16 protein-coding genes are annotated in these 16,316 nt (G+C 60.8%); 7 read left to right on the top strand and 9 right to left on the bottom strand.

The features are described 5' to 3' along the window. The first annotated feature begins 51 nt into the window (after positions 1-51). The gene (locus NFH66_RS10800; RefSeq protein WP_349610308.1) at positions 52-933 is read left to right on the top strand and encodes a glutathione S-transferase N-terminal domain-containing protein; all 882 of its coding nucleotides are present in this window, start codon (positions 52-54) and stop codon (positions 931-933) included. Between the two features lie 12 nt (positions 934-945). On the opposite strand, the gene NFH66_RS10795 is transcribed toward NFH66_RS10800, so the two are convergent. After that, positions 946-1,422, bottom strand: a complete 477-nt coding sequence (locus NFH66_RS10795) for a nucleoside deaminase (RefSeq protein ID WP_349610307.1) — start codon at positions 1,420-1,422, stop codon at positions 946-948. Between the two features lie 131 nt (positions 1,423-1,553). Here NFH66_RS10795 and NFH66_RS10790 point away from each other — a divergent pair, with 131 nt between their 5' ends. Next, positions 1,554-1,913: a hypothetical protein gene (locus tag NFH66_RS10790; protein WP_349610306.1), complete on the top strand. Its 360-nt coding sequence runs from the start codon at positions 1,554-1,556 to the stop codon at positions 1,911-1,913. A 63-nt stretch (positions 1,914-1,976) separates the two neighbouring features. On the opposite strand, the gene NFH66_RS10785 is transcribed toward NFH66_RS10790, so the two are convergent. Then, positions 1,977-2,579, bottom strand: a complete 603-nt coding sequence (locus NFH66_RS10785; protein WP_349610305.1) for a hypothetical protein — start codon at positions 2,577-2,579, stop codon at positions 1,977-1,979. Positions 2,580-3,146: 567 nt separating this feature from the next. On the opposite strand from NFH66_RS10785, the gene NFH66_RS10780 reads away from it, so the two are divergent. The 5 genes from NFH66_RS10780 (at position 3,147) to NFH66_RS10760 (ending at position 8,056) form a co-directional block, all read left to right on the top strand. Continuing rightward, complete coding sequence (locus tag NFH66_RS10780) at positions 3,147-3,524, top strand: hypothetical protein (protein ID WP_349610304.1); 378 nt, start codon at positions 3,147-3,149, stop codon at positions 3,522-3,524. An 87-nt stretch (positions 3,525-3,611) separates the two neighbouring features. Next, the gene (locus tag NFH66_RS10775) at positions 3,612-4,487 is read left to right on the top strand and encodes a DUF8453 domain-containing protein (RefSeq protein ID WP_349610303.1); all 876 of its coding nucleotides are present in this window, start codon (positions 3,612-3,614) and stop codon (positions 4,485-4,487) included. 52 nt (positions 4,488-4,539) lie between these two features. Beyond that, positions 4,540-5,556, top strand: coding sequence for an SIR2 family protein (locus tag NFH66_RS10770; RefSeq protein ID WP_349610302.1), 1,017 nt, complete (start codon positions 4,540-4,542; stop codon positions 5,554-5,556). Positions 5,557-5,568: 12 nt separating this feature from the next. Next, positions 5,569-7,323 carry an ATP-binding protein gene (locus NFH66_RS10765; RefSeq protein ID WP_349610301.1) on the top strand — a complete coding sequence of 585 codons (1,755 nt, stop codon included), beginning with the start codon at positions 5,569-5,571 and terminating at the stop codon, positions 7,321-7,323. 262 nt (positions 7,324-7,585) lie between these two features. After that, positions 7,586-8,056 carry a hypothetical protein gene (locus NFH66_RS10760; protein WP_349610300.1) on the top strand — a complete coding sequence of 157 codons (471 nt, stop codon included), beginning with the start codon at positions 7,586-7,588 and terminating at the stop codon, positions 8,054-8,056. Positions 8,057-8,259: 203 nt separating this feature from the next. Here the strand turns inward: NFH66_RS10760 and NFH66_RS10755 are convergent, their stop codons facing one another. The 7 genes from NFH66_RS10755 to NFH66_RS10725 form a co-directional block, all read right to left on the bottom strand. After that, on the bottom strand, positions 8,260-10,578 hold the full coding sequence (locus NFH66_RS10755) for a heavy metal translocating P-type ATPase (protein WP_349610299.1): 2,319 nt from the start codon (positions 10,576-10,578) through the stop codon (positions 8,260-8,262). Then, complete coding sequence (locus tag NFH66_RS10750) at positions 10,575-11,939, bottom strand: APC family permease (protein ID WP_349610298.1); 1,365 nt, start codon at positions 11,937-11,939, stop codon at positions 10,575-10,577. The genes NFH66_RS10755 and NFH66_RS10750 overlap by 4 nt, the downstream gene beginning before the upstream one ends. 138 nt (positions 11,940-12,077) lie before the next feature. Beyond that, entirely contained in the window at positions 12,078-12,416 is a 339-nt protein-coding gene (locus tag NFH66_RS10745; protein WP_161432712.1) for a cation transporter, read from the bottom strand. 30 nt (positions 12,417-12,446) lie between these two features. Then, positions 12,447-12,650 (bottom strand): DUF2933 domain-containing protein, encoded by a 204-nt coding sequence (locus NFH66_RS10740; RefSeq protein ID WP_075369349.1) that lies wholly within the window; start codon positions 12,648-12,650, stop codon positions 12,447-12,449. A 45-nt stretch (positions 12,651-12,695) separates the two neighbouring features. Continuing rightward, positions 12,696-13,517, bottom strand: a complete 822-nt coding sequence (gene lgt, locus NFH66_RS10735; RefSeq protein WP_349610297.1) for a prolipoprotein diacylglyceryl transferase — start codon at positions 13,515-13,517, stop codon at positions 12,696-12,698. 200 nt (positions 13,518-13,717) lie between these two features. After that, positions 13,718-14,470, bottom strand: a complete 753-nt coding sequence (locus tag NFH66_RS10730) for a copper resistance protein B (protein ID WP_425591970.1) — start codon at positions 14,468-14,470, stop codon at positions 13,718-13,720. A 27-nt stretch (positions 14,471-14,497) separates the two neighbouring features. Next, positions 14,498-16,297 carry a copper resistance system multicopper oxidase gene (locus NFH66_RS10725; protein ID WP_349610296.1) on the bottom strand — a complete coding sequence of 600 codons (1,800 nt, stop codon included), beginning with the start codon at positions 16,295-16,297 and terminating at the stop codon, positions 14,498-14,500. Between the last annotated feature and the right edge of the window lie 19 nt (positions 16,298-16,316).

Raw genomic sequence — 16,316 nt, 5'->3', positions numbered from 1 at the left:
CACGTCCCGTCGCGGTGGCGATTGCACCACCACCCCCAAGAGGAATCGCCCATGTCACGAACCACCCGCCTGCAGGAGCTGATCCGCCTCCTGCGCCATCGCCGTGAGCCCATGCCGGGCCCTGAACTTGCCGAGGCCCTGGGCGTCTCGCTGCGCACCCTCTACCAGGAGGTCGCCGTGCTGCGCGCGGTGGGCGTCGAGGTGGTCAACACGCCCGGCGAGGGCTATGTGCTGCCGCCCGAGGTGACGCTGCCGCCGCCGGCGCTGGCGGAGCCCGGTGCGCCCGGGAAAGCCGAGAGAGGCTCGGCCGAGACGGCGCCCGCGGAGCTGGTGTTCTACACCAACCCGCTGTCGCGAGGTGGCATCGTCCACTGGATGCTCGAGGAACTCGGCGTCAACTACCGCACGGTGACGCTTGAGTACGGCGCCGCCATGAAGTCGCCGGAGTACCTCGCCATCAACCCCCTGGGCAAGGTGCCCGCCATCCGTCACGGCGACACCGTGGTGACCGAGTCCGCGGCGATCTGCGCCTACCTGGCCGATGCCTTCCCCGAGGCGAGGCTGGCGCCACCACCGGCCGCCAGAGGCGATTACTATCGCTGGCTGTTCTTCGCGGCCGGGCCGCTGGAGAGCGCTATTGCCCTCAATGACCTGGGTGTGCAGCCCACGGCGGAGCAGAAGATGCGGCTGGGCTGCGGCGACTACTGGACGCTGGTGGAAGTCCTGGCCGGCGCCGTGGCGGGAAGGTCCTGCATTGCCGGCGATGCCTTCAGCGCGGCCGATGTCTACGTCGGCTCGCACATCGGCTGGGGTATGCAGTTCGGCACCCTGCCGCGGCGCCCCGAGTTCGAGGCCTACTGGGCGGGACTGGCCGAGCGGCCTGCCCAGCAGCGCTGCGCGGCGTTTATCGAGCAGGCCCGAGTCACCGGTTGAGGCCAGCTCGCTTCAGGCGCCGTGCAGGCGCCGGTGCAGTTCGCGGTTCCGCTCGGCGAAGGCCGGCACTGGCCCCTCGACCACCGCGTTCGGCACCACCTGCTGGATCGGCAGCGGGGCCACCGGCGCCGGCGTGACGCCCATCTCCTCGAGCCAACCGATCAGCTGCTGCGAGGAACTGGCGTAGACGATGCGCCCCAGCCCTACCCAGCCGTGGGCTGCCGCGCACATGGGGCAGTGCTCGCCCGAGGTGTATACCGTGGCCCTGGCGCGCTGCTCTGGTGTCAGGTGCTCCGCGGCCCAGCGTGCCAGGAAAAACTCCGGATGCTGAGTGGCGTCCCCGCCGGCCACATGGTTGTGGTCCTCTGCCAGCTCCTCGCCGTCGCCGCTCACCAGCACCGAGCCAAACGGTTCGTCGCCCGCCTCCAGGCCTTTCTCCGCCAGTGCCACGCAGCGCTCCAGGTGGGTCATGTCCGTGTCATCGATCATGGTCAGGGCTCCTTGGGTTCTGGTGAGCCACCAGCATACGCCATGCGTTCCTGTGGCCAAGCCAGGTCCCGGTTCGGCAGGGTCGCCTGCGGCTGCCACACTGTGGCCACCCCCTTCCCGAGGAGCCAATCATGAGCAATGGACCCTATGGGCAACTCGCCTGCGACTGCGGCGCCGTCACGCTGCTGGTGTGTGGTGGCTCCCTCGGCAACGGCAGGGATGCCGAGGGTGAGCCCGTGAGCCTCTGGCCCCAGGAGGCCATCCAGCTCGGCCAGGGCGCCGATGAGCTCGAGGTAGTGTTGGATGCGGGGGGCTTCGATGCCTGGCAGTGCCGGCGTTGCGGCGAGCGATTGCTGCACACCGATGATGAGGCCAGCATGGTGGTGCTGGCGGGCTCTTCAGAGGAGGACGATGAGGCCGGCCTGGCGCTGACCACGGCGCAGCAACGCCGGCTCGCGGCACTGGGGTATCGGGTCGCTGATGGGGCGTAGCGGCGGAGCATCGAATCCCTGAGGGAAGGGGAGGCGGCCATGCCGGACGCCTCCCCTTTGGGGTCAGGTGCTGCGCAGGTCGCAGCTGACCGCCGGGTTGAAGGGTTCCAGGTTGCCGCCGGGGTTGTTGCGGAACCAGACGTGCTGGTCGTAGTGGGGCTCGAAACCGTGGGCCTGGTCGCCGGGGATGGCCGGATCCTCCGCCATGTAGTCCCAGCGGCGACCCAGGAAGTTCGGTGGCTCGGCGTTTCCGGCCTCCTGCCAGGCCCGCGCGAACACCAGGTTCTCGATGCCCACCAGCACCATGGAGCCGTCTGCCTGGGGCTCGTAGAGCAGGATGGCGGGATTCCTGAAGTCGGTATGGGTGCCGCTGCCGTCAACACGCGGCTCGGTGGTGGTTAGGCCCAGCAGGTCGGGGCGCAGGTAGTGGATGCCCATATGCCCGAGCTCCGGCGGCAGGCCGTGCTCCCCGGCCTTCACACATTCGCCGGAGGGATCCGGCATGTAGCCCTCCGCCAGGGCCATGTTCACGTCCTCGAAGCGCTGCATGGCGGCGCGCAGTTCCTCGATCATCGTTTCGGTGTCGTCGGTCATCAGGGCGACGGTCGGCAGGCTTGCCGCCGCCAGCCCCATGGCGATGACGCCGCCCCACAGGATGCGTCTCATCTCGTTATCCTCCAGGAGAGCCGGGCAGGCCCGCTGGCGTGCAGGTACCCGGCACAGGATGCGCCACCTGCTGGTGCGGCAGGCCGGGCGCGAAGGGCGGTCCATCCCTTGAAATATAGTGAGCGCGCCGCCTTCACGCCGGCGCTAATGGCGTGGCTCGCCCATCGACTCGCCCGGCATGGCAGCCCGAAGCCCCCTGAGCTAGGCTGCAATGGCAAGGCAGGAGAGCAAGGCCCGAAAAGGCCGGCGCAGGGGCAGGGATGCAGGATGATGACGTGACACAGCAGACGCTACGATTCACCGGCGTTTTTCCGGATCAGGGAGCCAAGCCCCCGGTCCGGAAAAACGCCGGTTTTGTTTTGGTTCCATATGTCCGTTTTCGACCCAAAGCGGTCGTGGCGGCAATGGCTGCATGCTCGTTCATTGGGGATATGTGGCATGAACGACGATCGGTTATACTTAAATTCCCAGTTTTTTTCAATAAGATAAGAGGTGGTCGAGCGTGCGCGTTCAAGTGGAATGTCAAGCGCGCGGTCTAATACCTGTTGCACAAAATGAGGAGGAATGATGGCTCAATATGCGATTGCATTCGATGTGGACACGAAGGGTATGCGAGACAGTGGTTTCACAAACTCGCAGATCACCAATTTATACCAAACGGAGATTCCTAGCGCTTTGGCAAACTGTGGCTTTACCGCACATCCGCAGGGCTCTCTATATCACACTGAGATGGAGAAGGACCCAATAACTGCGATTATGCAGTTGCAGAGCACTCTAAAGACTCAGGCTCCTAACTTCTGTCAGTACGTGCGACGAGTTCATGTATTCCGTATGGAAGAATGGAGTGACGTAACTCCACTGATCGCCGAACATCAAGCTGCAGGGTCACCGTCTGCTGACGAAGAGGTTGAGGAACAAGATAGCCTGCAAGAAGCGCAAGGCTGAGCATAACCAGGGCGTCAAAGGGACTGGTTTTACGCTTGCGCTCCAAACCAGCCCCTTACGCCAGCGTTATCAGTTTAAGGAGGGTTAGTGCCAAAACGTAAAGATGAGCGAAGCATAGTTCCTCTATTGGCTGTTGTTGGAGTTGTAGCTGCGCCGTTAATATTCATGCTGGGAATTGTTGCTGGTAGCCAGATTCAGCTGGCCAATATTTTGACTGCAGATTCGTTGTCTTCTTGGATCAGTGCAATAGCTACAGTTACGATAGCTGTGTTGACTTTTGTGCTTGCGAAAGAGACATGGTATCTGCGGGAAGCGCAAATTGAGCAGGTCAATGAACTTCGAGTACAGAGTATTCGTCCTAACGTGTCCGTAAAGTTTTTTAGCAGCCGGATAGCATTCAATTTGATGATGCTTGAGATTAGTAATCTCGGTAAAGGAATTGCGCGAAACGTGCGTTTCAAGTTTTATGACAAGAGTGGTAATGAAATTAAAGCGACTGAAAATGCTATAGTTGATGAATTTTTAAAGTTGCATGTAATGTCTGAAGGGCTGCATTCGCTTGGTATTAACCAGAAATTTGAGAGCTTCTTATTTAGTTTTTATGAGGTGAAAGAAAAAATCGACGGCGATGATATATTTTCACCATATTTCAAGATTTCAACATCTTATGAGGATGTTGAAGGAAACTCTTATTCTGATGAGCTAGTAATCGACTTTAAAGAGTTTGATGACGTTTCAGAGATCGGTGGTGGTGATCCTCTCCACAAAATGTCTGGAGATATCAAAAAGCTCAGAGAGCAGATTGAAGGCATGACAAGGTCATCTTCTAAAAGACTTCATGTAAACACATATTCATCTCTAGATAGAAGGCAGGAGAGTGAAGAGCGGCAGAGATGGTTGGATGAACGTAAAGCAATATGGGAACAGGAAAATTCTAACAATAAAAGTCAGACGGACAGCTGAAGCTGCCGCTGCTTTAAAGCGTTGGGCGGCAAAGCGGCGTTAGGAGGGAGCGATGAGCGAACAGTTGGAAATTGTAGCTGGTCTTGCACAGAGATACTTGTCAGAGAAACCCACCTTCGTTTTAGGTAGCGGTGCATCGATTGCCCTAGGTCTTCCTGGTATGGAAGAGCTGGGTGATACATTGCTATCTGAGGTTTGCCCGGAAAATGCTGACGAAGCTTCACAGTGGGGGAGCTTCGAAGAAAGTTTCTCTGCAAGTAAGGATTTAGAAGGTGCTCTTAACGAAGTCCATCTTGCCCCGCGGCTTCTCGACGAGGTGGTTCTTAAGACGTGGTCGCTAATTTCTATGCGAGACCTAATCGCATATCGTGAAATCGTAGCGAGTGCTAGTTTCCACCCTTTGTCGGACGCATTTCGGCACTTTCTGCGTGTCGCCGATCCCAAGCTCGATGTTGTAACTACGAACTATGATCGTTTGGCTGAATACGCAGCCAACGCTGCAGGGGCGCAAGCGTATACGGGCCTTACCCACGGTTGGCTCCAGCAGCTTACAACCGCTAACCCTGCACCTTCTCGAAGGCAAATAAACGTTTGGAAAGTGCACGGTTCTCTTGATTGGTTTGTGGCAGAGGACAGACAGATTCACGGGCTCCCGATGATGCAGGAAATATTTCCTAGTCTGAAACCAGTAATCGTCACCCCTGGAGTGACAAAGTATCTGCAAGCTCACCTTGAGCCATTTCGTACAGTCATGGCGCAAGCAGACAGTTGCTTAGCTTCATCCCGCGTGCTGTTGTGTATTGGTTACGGCTTCAACGACGAACATGTCCAACCCAAGCTAGTCAACCGGATTAGGCAAGACGGAATTCCGTTGGTCGTTTTGACGCATACACTCACAGATGCTGCTAGAAGAATGCTATTTGATGATCCACCCAGAAAATTCCTAGCTATTGAAAAAAAAGGGGATGGCTCGATTGCCTATTACCCCGAAAATATCGCCGGTGAGGAGTTTTTTGGAATAAATATCTGGGAGCTGGGTAATTTCATGAGGGTGTTGTTGGAGCCATAAGGAGGAAGGCTGATGAGCTTATTTGACTACGACGATGATGAGGCATTTGGTCGAGTTAGCGGAGTTGACACCGGGAATGTTATTTGTCTTGTCGAGGATGTGGACAAGCTCCGGCGACTTCAAATCAATCACTTGGTTGTTTTGCGAAGCTCCAGACCAGGGCAGCATTTGCTTGGAATTACAACCAAGATTTTGAGAAAGGCTTCATTGCAGAGTTCAAGTGGTCTGAATGAAGATCTCGACGAGTCAGTGCAAACAGTAGTCGAAAACCTAGTCCACATCGCTCTTATTGGGACTCTGCTTGATCGCTGGAAATCGCGTTCAAATGTCTTTCGGCGTACTTTGGAATCAGTGCCCGAAATTGATGCTCCCTGTTTCTCCTTAGAAGGGGAAAAGCTAACGGAGTTCATGACCGCGATTGCATCTCCCCCGACTGACGACACCGATGCGTTAAAAATCGGCAAATACACCTTGGACGAAGATGCTGATGCATGGCTTGATGGAAACAGGTTTTTTCAGCGCCATGCGGTAATTGTAGGGGGCACGGGATCGGGAAAGTCGTGGACGGTGGCAAAGCTCTTAGAGCAAGTAGCTGAACTGCCTATGGCAAACGCTATATTGTTCGATATTCATGGTGAATATAAACCGCTACAGGGGGATGGCATCGATCATTTGCGAATTGCCGGCCCAGGCGACATTGGAACCGGTGAGGGTCTGGAACAAGGCGTAGTTTATCTGCCTTATTGGCTTCTAACCTATGAGGAGATGCTTGCCCTTCTTGTTGATAGAAGCGACCAAAACGCACCTAACCAGGCCATGGTTTTTTCCAAAATCGTACGTGAACATAAGTCTGTCACAGTAGAAGCACAGTGCGACGACCGCCTGAAAGAAAATTTCACCATTGACAGCCCAATTCCCTACGATATTTCCAATGTTATCCAGACATTTAAGGATTTAGATGAGGAAATGGTGGATGGGTCGGGCAACAGACAAAAGCAGGGTCCATTCCATGGACGCTTAACTCGTTTTGTTCAAAGGTTAGAGGCGAAACGAGAAGATCGTCGGTTAGGTTTCCTGTTTGAAGGGGAGGCCGAGACAAACGAATACGATTGGCTTGGAAAACTTTGTGGCACGCTCATGCACGGCTCGGCTATTCGGGGTGGTGGTGGAGTGAAAATCGTCGATTTTTCCGAAGTGCCCTCCGATGTTCTCCCCCTGATAGTCGGTTTGGTCGCGCGCTTGCTGTTCTCCGTGCAGCAGTGGACTGCCCAAGAAAAGAGGCATCCTGTAGCAGTGTTTTGTGACGAAGCACATTTGTACATCCCAAACAGAGGCGCTGGAGATTCAATCGTCGATTCGGCGGTTCACAATTTTGAGCGAGTATCTAAGGAGGGCCGAAAGTACGGTGTCGCCTTAGTGGTAATTAGCCAACGACCTTCGGAGGTCAGTCGAACGGTGCTTAGTCAATGTGGAAACTTCATAGCCATGCGACTCTCGAACCGTGATGACCGCAGCGTCGTTCAGGGCCTGTTGCCAGATAGCCTAGGAGGCATTGCCGAAAGCCTCCCGATTCTTGATATAGGTGAGGCTCTCATTGTAGGCGACGCCTCGTTGCTTCCCAGCAGAATTCGAGTTGATCCGCCTAATTCAGAGCCTCTCAGCGCAACCGTAGATTTTTGGGATCGCTGGGCGACGACGGATTCTGAAAGTGGCATCGAAAGCGCGGTAGAAGCTATGCGGCGACAGTCGCGCAATACCGGCGCATAGGCCTGTTGCCGCCCAAAAATTCTTTGCAGCGGATGTTTGGCCCGCCACCCATTTTGCTACCGCAAAAGCGACCGTCGCCTCAAACGCTGCTGAACTCAAGCGTTATATGAGGGCGGTCTGGAAGACCGCTCTTGGCCGATCGAAGAAATTTAGTCTATGCTAATGGTTGGCTTTCGATCCAATGCCGACATGCGGGCAAAAGCAGCAGGCACGATGATCGGCGTTATGGCTTGTCCATTCCGAAGTAATAGGAGTAGTTTTTATGAGCGAAATAAAGGAAATGCTTTTCTCCCTTCAACGCTTTCAGATACTTTCACTATTCACGAATCCGGCAGCGGAACGCAATGTAACACCTAGCTATGCGTTTGCTTGGGCTGAAAGCATATATCCCTTATTGAATGAGGGCGCACCTTGGCATAAGCCATACTCTGAGTGTTTCGAAGTTCAAGAAGAACAACTGGATGAGTTACATCAATTCCTTTGTGATAGGTGGGATAGCAAGCAACCTATTTCATTCTACGAGCTTGAAGATCATTATAAAATTAGTGGGTCTGCTAGGCCGGGGCCAGTTTGGAGTCGGCATAGCCTCTTGGCAGCATGTCGGTATTTTTACCTTCAAGAATTTCATTTTGCCCAAAGATTTTGGTCAACTCTGCTGGAGAATGGGAAATGCCCCTCTGAAGCTCACAGTATTTCCGGTCCTTATACAGCTGATCAGGTTTATTTTGAGTAAGACATCATGTCCAATAGATGAAGCCGACTGGTACTACGCTGCGCTCTGTACCGGTGGCTTACCTAAGCGTTATATCGGCTCTGGTTGAAAGTCCGCTTCTGGCCGAAATCGGATATAGCGCGCCACCGTGGCGATGTCGCAAACGGGCACGCTATATCCTCTTGGGCGTTGCCAGTAGATGACTCTGCACCTCTCTCGCTTAGTCAGTCAGCGGACTTCAGCTTCACAAGCCTCAGCCGCAGCGCATTGGCGATCACGCTCACCGAGGAGAGCGACATCGCCGCGGCGGCGATGATCGGTGACAGCAGCAGGCCGGTGAAGGGGTAGAGGATGCCGGCGGCAATCGGTACCCCCGCGGCGTTGTAGACGAAGGCGAAGAAGAGGTTCTGGCGGATGTTGCGCATGGTGGCTCGCGACAGCCGATGCGCCTCGACGATACCGGTCAGGTCACCGCGCAGCAGGGTTACGCCGGCGCTCTCGATGGCCACGTCGGTGCCGGTGCCCATGGCGATGCCGACGTCGGCGGTGGCCAGGGCGGGGGCGTCGTTGACGCCGTCGCCGGCCATCACCACCACGCGTCCCTCGTCACGCAGGCGCTGCACCACGCGACCCTTGTCCTCGGGCAATACTTCGGCCTCCACCTCATCGATGCCCAGGCGGCGCGCCACCGCCTCGGCGGAGGTGCGGTTGTCGCCGGTGAGCATGACGACCCGGATGCCGTCGGCCTGTAGGGCGCGGATGGCCGCCTCGGTGGTCTCCTTGACCGGGTCGGCGATGGCCAGCAGGCCCGCCAGGCGGCTATCCACCGCGGCGAAGATCACGGTGGCGCCGTCGCCGCGCAGCCGATCGGCCTCCTCAGCTTGCTCCGAGAGGTCTACCCCTTCGCTCTCCATCAGCAGGCGATTGCCGAGCGCGATGTGGTGGCCGTCGATCCGGCCCGTCACGCCCTTGCCGTTGGGGGAGTCGAATTCCGTGGCCTCCGAGAGGCTCACGCCATCGTCCTTGGCCTTGTCGACGATCGCCTGGGCGAGGGGGTGTTCGCTACCGCGCTCAAGCCCCGCGGCCAGTCGCAGGAGTTCCTGAGCGTCGAAACCTTCGGCCGGGCGCAATTCGGTGACCCGCGGCTTGCCCTCGGTCAGGGTGCCGGTCTTGTCGACCACCACGGTGTCGACCTTCTCCAGGCGCTCCAGCGCCTCGGCGTCGCGGATCAGCACGCCGGCCTGGGCGCCGCGTCCCACACCGACCATGATCGACATGGGAGTGGCCAGCCCCAGGGCACAAGGGCAGGCGATGATCAGTACACTGACCGCGGCGATCAGGCCGAAGGCCATGGGTGGCGCGGGCCCCCACAGCGACCAGGCGATGAAGGCCACCACGGCCACCAGGATCACCGCCGGCACGAAGACGCCGGCCACCTTATCGGCCAGCCCCTGGATGGGCGCCCGGCTGCGCTGCGCGCTGGCCACCATCTGCACGATCTGCGACAGCATGGTGTCGCGGCCCACCTTGTCGGCACGCATGATGAACGAGCCCTGGCCGTTGATGCTGCCGCCAATTACGCTATCGCCGGCTTCCTTGCGCACCGCCAGCGGCTCGCCGGTGACCATCGACTCGTCGATGTTGGAGCGCCCCTCCAGCACCTCGCCATCCAGCGGCACCTTGTCGCCGGGGCGCACGCGCAGGCGGTCGCCCACCTGGACCTTGTCGAGGGAGACTTCCTCTTCCTGGCCCTCGTCATCGAGGCGTCGCGCGGTGGCCGGGGCCAGGTCGAGCAGGGCGCGGATTGCCCCGGAGGTCTTCTCCCGGGCTCGTAGCTCTAGCACCTGCCCGAGCAGTACCAGCACCACGATCACCGCCGCCGCCTCGAAGTAGACCGCCACCGAGCCGTCGGTTTGGCGGAAGGTCTCGGGGAAGATGCCCGGCACGATGGTCGCCAGCAGGCTGTAGACCAGCGCCGCCCCGGTGCCGATGGCGATCAGGGTGAACATGTTGAGGCTGCGCCGCATGATGGAGCGCCAGCCGCGCACGAAGAAGGGCCTGCCCGCCCAGACCACCACCGGCGTGGCGAGCAGCAGCTGGATCCAGTTCGAGACCTGGGGGGCGATCAGGTGATCGAGGCCGAACACATGGCCGCCCATTTCCAGCACCAGCACCGGCAGTGCCAGGGCCAGCCCGATCCAGAAGCGCCGCGTCATGTCCTTGAGCTCCTCGGAGGGCCCGGACTCGGCGGAGACCGTCTCGGGCTCCAGGGCCATGCCGCAGATGGGGCAGTCGCCCGGCCCCTCCTGGCGGATCTCGGGGTGCATCGGGCAGGTGTAGATCGTGCCGGGCGGCGCTTGCTCGGCCGGTGTGTCGTCGCCCTGCAGGTAGGCGTCAGGGTCCCCTTCGAACTTCTGCTGGCACCTGGCCGAGCAGAAGTACCAGGTCTTTCCAGCGTGTGAGGCGCGGTGGTCGGTATGGTGAGGATCGACCGTCATCCCGCAGACGGGGTCCGTGACCTCATGGGTGTGGTCCTGTGTCATGCTCCATCCTCCCTGCTGTGGCTGCCACTCGCGTCGTGCGAATGAACATGGTGGTCGGTGTCCTGGGCGGATCGCCGGGAAAGAAAGGCGTATTCCGCCACCAGGATGACGGCCATCGCGGCGGCGGCAACGTAGAGCACCAGCGGGTCGGTGGTGGCCTTGACCCAGAGGAAGCCTGCCAGCACCACCAGGTCGAGGGCGATCGCGGTCAGCAGGATGGCCGGGCGGGCCGCCACCGCATCGCGTAGATGCCGCAACACCCCCCAGTGAATGGCGATATCCATCACCAGGTAGAAGATGATGCCGAGTGCCGCGATGCGGCTCAGGTCGAAGAACGCTGTCAGCAGCAGGCCGAGCACGATGGTATAGACCAGGGTGTGCTTCTGGATGCTGCCGGGCATATGGAAATGGCGATGGGGCACCAGCTTCATCTCGGTCAGCATCGCCAGCATCCGCGACACCGCGAACACGCTGGCGATGATGCCGCCTGCCGTGGCCAGCATGGCGAGCAGGACGGTGAACCAGACGGCGGCCTCGCCCAGGGCGGGGCGTGCGGCCGCGGCCAGCGAGTAGTCCTGCGTCGCGATGATCTCCGTCAGCGACAGGTTGCTGGCGACGGCGAGGCCCACCAGCGCATAGATCACCACGCACAGAGCGATCGAGACGATGATGGCCCGGCCGACGTTACGGTGGGGATCGCGAATTTCGGCCCCGCTGTTGGTGATGGTGGTGAACCCCTTGAAAGCCAGGATGCCAAGCGCGGTAGCCCCCAGGAACCCGGAGACCTCGGGTGCCGGCGCCTCGGCCGTTGCCCGGATACCGATGGTGTCGGCCACCAGAACGCCCACCACGCCGAACAGGATGATGCCACCGATCTTGATGACCCCCAGCACCGACGCCACGCCCTGGATCAGCTTGTTGGCGGAGAGATTGATGAGGAAGGCGGCGATCAGCAGGCCGACACCCAGCGCCGGCACCAGCAGCGACCGGTTACCCCCATCGAACAGCTCCAGGGTATAGGAGCCGAAGGTCCTCGCCAGGAAGCTCTGGGCGATCACCATGGAGAAGTACATCAGCAGCGCATGGAAGGCCGTGGGCAGGGTGGGCCCATAGGCCTTGTGAAGGTACATGCCGATGCCGCCGGCCGACGGGTAGGCATTGGACATCTTGACGTAGGAGTAGGCGCTGAAACTGACGATCATGGCCGCCGAGAGGAAGGCCAGGGGAAACAGCTCGCCGGTCATCTCGGCCATCTGTCCGGTCAGCGCGAAGATCCCGGCACCGATCATTACCCCGGTTCCCAGGGCGATGGCCCCGACAAGGCTAAGGCTGTTCTTCTGGTACTGGGGCGACCTGTCCATGCATCTCCTTGCGTGTCGGCCTTGGTGATGGGGAAGTGATCTGCTGGGCGCGGTTGGCCATCGGCAATGTGATCACTCCTCATCCTAGAGCCCTTGTGTAACCCAAGGGTCAATCGGCACCCCTCGCCATCATCAAGGTCAATGACAGCTCCAGGGCTTCTGCTTGGCATTGTCCTTCACGTTCTGGTCGATGAAGCGGTAATAGTCCTCCTTGATCCGGTTCCAACGTCCGGCGCCGATGTCTACGCCATGGCGTGCCAGTACCACCTCGATATCATCGATACACAATCGCTTGGCATCGTAGGCAAGGTGGAGTTTGCGATGTTCCGGGTCGTAGGACACGCGGTCGAGGCCACGCAGCGCGTCGATCTCGGTTACCGCCGCCGCGATATGCCCTGATGGCCCGGGTGTTAGCTTCAGCGAGCGAGTGACCAGTGACGCTTGTGAAACGCCGGGGCGGTGATCGTGATGTGACATGCTCCACCTCCGTTCTCTACTAGCCGTGGTTCAGTTATCGTCGTCTTTGTCGTGACGGCCACCGTGGTGGCGGTGCAGGAAGAGATGCATCAGGGGGCAGGCGAGCAGCAGCAGCGGCAACGCCTGATAGAGGTGCAATCGATGGCCGGTCACCAGCAGGTAGCCGCCCACCGCGAGGATGCCCGCCAGCGGTAGCCAGACCATCATCAGGCGGTGTTGTGCTCTCTTCTCCATGGCGACCTCCCGGTGGGTTGGCGTGTGAGTGGAGTCGTGTCGGCGTCAAGTCGATGGTCGGCTCGTTCTGGCCACCGCATCGAGCGGGTCTCGGCGCTGGGCTGCGAGCAGCAGGAGCAGTCCAGTCGCCACCATCGGCAGGGACAGCAGCTGCCCCATGGTGAGCCAATCGAAGGCGACGAAGCCCAGCTGGGGGTCGGGCAGGCGCACGAACTCGACCGCGAAGCGAAAGGTGCCGTAGAGCACCAGGAAGAGCCCCGAGACGATGCCGCGTCGGCGCGGTCGGGTGGAGACCCACCACAGCACGACGAACAGCACCACGCCCTCCAGGGCAAACTCATAGAGAGCGGACGGATGGCGGGGCGCCGAACCCAGCCCCATCATGGGCGGAAAGACCATCGCCCAGGGAACGTCGCTCACGCGTCCTGGCAACTCATGGTTGATGAAGTTGCCCAGTCGCCCGGCCGCCAGGCCAATCGGCACCAGCGGTGCGATGAAGTCGGTCAGCTGGAGGAAGGCCAGGCGATGGCGGCGAGCGAACCACCAGGCGGCGACCAGCACGCCGGCAAGGCCACCGTGAAAGCTCATCCCGCCTTCCCAGAGCCTGAACAGCCAGAGCGGATCGGCCGCCAGCTGATCGAGGCCGTAGAAGAGCACATACCCCAGTCGACCGCCGAGGATGATCCCCACCGCGCCATAGAAGATCAGGTCGCCGATATCGTCATGGGTGAGGCCGAGCCGGTGGGCGCGCCGCCTGCCCAGCCACCATGCCGCGGCTAATCCCACCACGTACATCAGCCCATACCAGTGGATGCGCAGGGGGCCGACCGCCAGTGCCACCGGGTCGATCTGAGGGTAGGGGATCATGCAACGCTCCTGAGGTGACTTACCGTCCATCGTCGATCGCGCGGCGATGGCTCCTTTGGCTCTCAGTGTGGCGGCGCTGTCTGAATCCAGGCTGAATGTGCTGCCAGAGGCGATTGATCCGGGTCAATACATGTAACGATCGCCAGAGACGACGACGCCACCGAGCGGTGGCGTCGAGAGCACGTTGGTCCAGCGGCGGGTCAGAACATCAGCCTGACGCCGGCGACGACGCCGGTATCCTCGGTGGGGTCGCCATGGTGGCGGGCGATGTCCGCGGTATCGCCGTATTGTTTTTGCCAGTAGGCGCCGACATAGGGCGCGAATCGCCGCGACACTTCGTAGCCCAGGCGCATGCCGACGCGAACCGAGTTGAGCCCCTCGCCGACGCCGAACGCTTCGGCCTCGCTTGCAGCCACGGCAATCTCGGTACGCGGTTGCAGGTAAAGCCGCTGAGTCAGACGCAGGTCGTATTCGCCCTCCAGGCTCGCCGAGACGTCGCCTTCGTCGCTGACCTGCAGCGCCAGGTCGGTCTCGATGCCGTAGGGCATCACCCCCTGCAGGCCGATCACCCCGTAGCCGCGCTCGGCGTGGTCATCGGAGAAGACGCCGCCCTGGTAGCCGACACCGCCCTGCAGCTCCCAGAAGTCGGCGATCAGCCGGCTGTAGAGCAGCTCCAGGGATTCGAACTCGGCATCCTTGCCATCGCCCTGGACGTTCTCGCCCTCGGACTTCAGGTAGACCCGGTTGACGTCGCCGCCGTACCAGGCCTGGAAGTCCCAGGCCAGCTCCTCGTGACCCTTGTCGGGCACGGCATATTCGAGCCGGTCGAACAGCGCCATGGCCATGTTGTGTTCGGTCATGGGGGCGGGCCAGTCCGCCGGGGCATCGTAGCCGTCCTCGGCCTGGGCCACGGAGAGCGGCGTCGTGGCCAGTAGGGCACCGGCGGCGATCATCGGGATTCTGGTGTTCATGCCTTCTCCTTACGAGACCTTGACGACCCGGAACATGCCGGCATCCATGTGATAGAGCAGGTGGCAGTGGAAGGCCCAGCTGCCCTCGGCGTCGGCGGTGATCAGCGCCGAGACGCGCTCGCCGGGCTTGATGTTCAGGGTGTGCTTGCGCGGTATCAGCTCACCCTGGCCGTTCTCCAGCTCCATCCACATGCCGTGAAGGTGGATGGGGTGCTCCATCATCGTCTCGTTGACCAGGATCAGGCGCAGGCGCTCGTCCTTCTCGAAGTGAATGGGGCCGGTCACCTCGCTGAACTTCTTGCCGTCGAAGGACCACATGTAGCGTTCCATGTTGCCGGTCAGGCGCAGCTCCAGCTCGCGGCCCGGAATACGACGATCAGGCCAAGGGGTGAAGGCCTTGAGGTCGCGGTAGACCAGGGTGCGACGCGCCTCCGGGTCGATGCCGATACCAGCCTGGCCATAGCGGGAACCCGGCTGGGCCTCGCCGGGGGCGAGCATGCCTGCCTCATCTTCGCCATCACTCGGCTCCCTGCCACCGGCGTCGCCCATTCCCTCCATCGCGGAGTGGTCCATCCCCTCCATCTCGGAGTGATCCATGCTCCCCATGTCATCAGCGTCGTTCATGTCCTCCATGCCGGCGTGATCCATGCCGCCCATGTCATGGGCGCCCATGGCCTCCATGCCGCGGTCGGCGATCCTGCGCCGCTCGGGGATCTCGGCCGCCATGCCCTCGCGCGGTGCCAGGGTGGCACGCGCGTAGCCGCTGCGATCCATCGACTCGGCGAAGATCGTGTAGGCCGTATCGTCTTCCGGGGCCACCAGTACGTCGTAGGTCTCGGCCACCGCGATGCGGAATTCGTCGACCGGCACCGGCTGCACCGGCTGGCCGTCGGCCGCTACCACGGTCATCTTCAGGCCGGGGATGCGCACGTCGAAGTAGCTCATCGCCGAGCCGTTGATCACCCGCAGGCGGATCCGCTCGCCGGCCTTGAACAGCGCCGTCCAGTTCTCCTCGGGGGAATGGCCATTGAGCAGGTAGGTGTAGGTGCTGCCGGTGACGTCGGCGATGTCGCGGGAGCTCATGCGCATCTTCGCCCACATGCCGCGCATTTCCGCCGTCGCCGCGAAGCCTTTCTCGCGCACGTCGGCGAAGAAGTCGGCGATGGTGCGCTCCTGGAAGTTGTAGTACCCCTCGGCGGTCTTGAGGTTGCGGAACACCGTCATGGGATCCTCGAAGGTCCAGTCGGTGAGCAGCAGCACGTGCTCGCGGTCGTAGCGGAAGGGCTCGCGCTCGGCGGCATCGATGATCAGCGGACCGGCATGGCCGAGCTGCTCCTGCAGGCCGGAGTGGCTGTGGTACCAGTAGGTGCCGTTCTGGCGCACCGGGAAACGGTAGGTGAAGGTCTCGCCGGGGGCGATACCCGGGAAGCTCACCCCGGGGACGCCATCCTGGTCGGGCGGCAGTATCAGGCCATGCCAGTGGATGGAGGTCGGCTCATCGAGCAGGTTGGTCACCCTGAGCACGGCATCCTGGCCCTCCTTGAGCCGGATCATCGGCCCGGGGCTCTCGCCGTTGATGGTGTAGGGCAGGGCCGCCTGACCATCGATCTCAAGCGACTCGCGACGGATGGCCAGCGCCACCTCCGGGCCTTCCTCGATCCCCTTGGCGTAGGTATTGGTCTGCCCCCATGGATCGGCCCAGGCAGGGCGTAGGCCAAGGGCGGCTGCCGAGCCGATGCCTAGGGCGGCACCCCCCTTGAGCAGCCGTCGGCGCGACAGCGGGTGCGTGATTACGCTGGAACGTGCCATCTGTGACTCCCGTCGATGT

This window comes from Halomonas sp. H10-9-1 (assembly GCF_040147005.1).
GTDB lineage: Bacteria > Pseudomonadota > Gammaproteobacteria > Pseudomonadales > Halomonadaceae > Halomonas.
This window is presented reverse-complemented; position numbering and strand designations above follow the sequence as displayed.

Coding starts and splice junctions, on each gene's coding strand:
- NFH66_RS10800 (WP_349610308.1), top strand. CDS start 52: ATGTCACGAACCACCCGCCTGCAGGAGCTGATCCGCCTCCTGCGCCAT.
- NFH66_RS10795 (WP_349610307.1), bottom strand. CDS start 1,422: ATGATCGATGACACGGACATGACCCACCTGGAGCGCTGCGTGGCACTG.
- NFH66_RS10790 (WP_349610306.1), top strand. CDS start 1,554: ATGAGCAATGGACCCTATGGGCAACTCGCCTGCGACTGCGGCGCCGTC.
- NFH66_RS10785 (WP_349610305.1), bottom strand. CDS start 2,579: ATGAGACGCATCCTGTGGGGCGGCGTCATCGCCATGGGGCTGGCGGCG.
- NFH66_RS10780 (WP_349610304.1), top strand. CDS start 3,147: ATGGCTCAATATGCGATTGCATTCGATGTGGACACGAAGGGTATGCGA.
- NFH66_RS10770 (WP_349610302.1), top strand. CDS start 4,540: ATGAGCGAACAGTTGGAAATTGTAGCTGGTCTTGCACAGAGATACTTG.
- NFH66_RS10765 (WP_349610301.1), top strand. CDS start 5,569: ATGAGCTTATTTGACTACGACGATGATGAGGCATTTGGTCGAGTTAGC.
- NFH66_RS10760 (WP_349610300.1), top strand. CDS start 7,586: ATGAGCGAAATAAAGGAAATGCTTTTCTCCCTTCAACGCTTTCAGATA.
- NFH66_RS10755 (WP_349610299.1), bottom strand. CDS start 10,578: ATGACACAGGACCACACCCATGAGGTCACGGACCCCGTCTGCGGGATG.
- NFH66_RS10750 (WP_349610298.1), bottom strand. CDS start 11,939: ATGGACAGGTCGCCCCAGTACCAGAAGAACAGCCTTAGCCTTGTCGGG.
- NFH66_RS10745 (WP_161432712.1), bottom strand. CDS start 12,416: ATGTCACATCACGATCACCGCCCCGGCGTTTCACAAGCGTCACTGGTC.
- NFH66_RS10740 (WP_075369349.1), bottom strand. CDS start 12,650: ATGGAGAAGAGAGCACAACACCGCCTGATGATGGTCTGGCTACCGCTG.
- lgt (WP_349610297.1), bottom strand. CDS start 13,517: ATGATCCCCTACCCTCAGATCGACCCGGTGGCACTGGCGGTCGGCCCC.
- NFH66_RS10730 (WP_425591970.1), bottom strand. CDS start 14,470: ATGATCGCCGCCGGTGCCCTACTGGCCACGACGCCGCTCTCCGTGGCC.
- NFH66_RS10725 (WP_349610296.1), bottom strand. CDS start 16,297: ATGGCACGTTCCAGCGTAATCACGCACCCGCTGTCGCGCCGACGGCTG.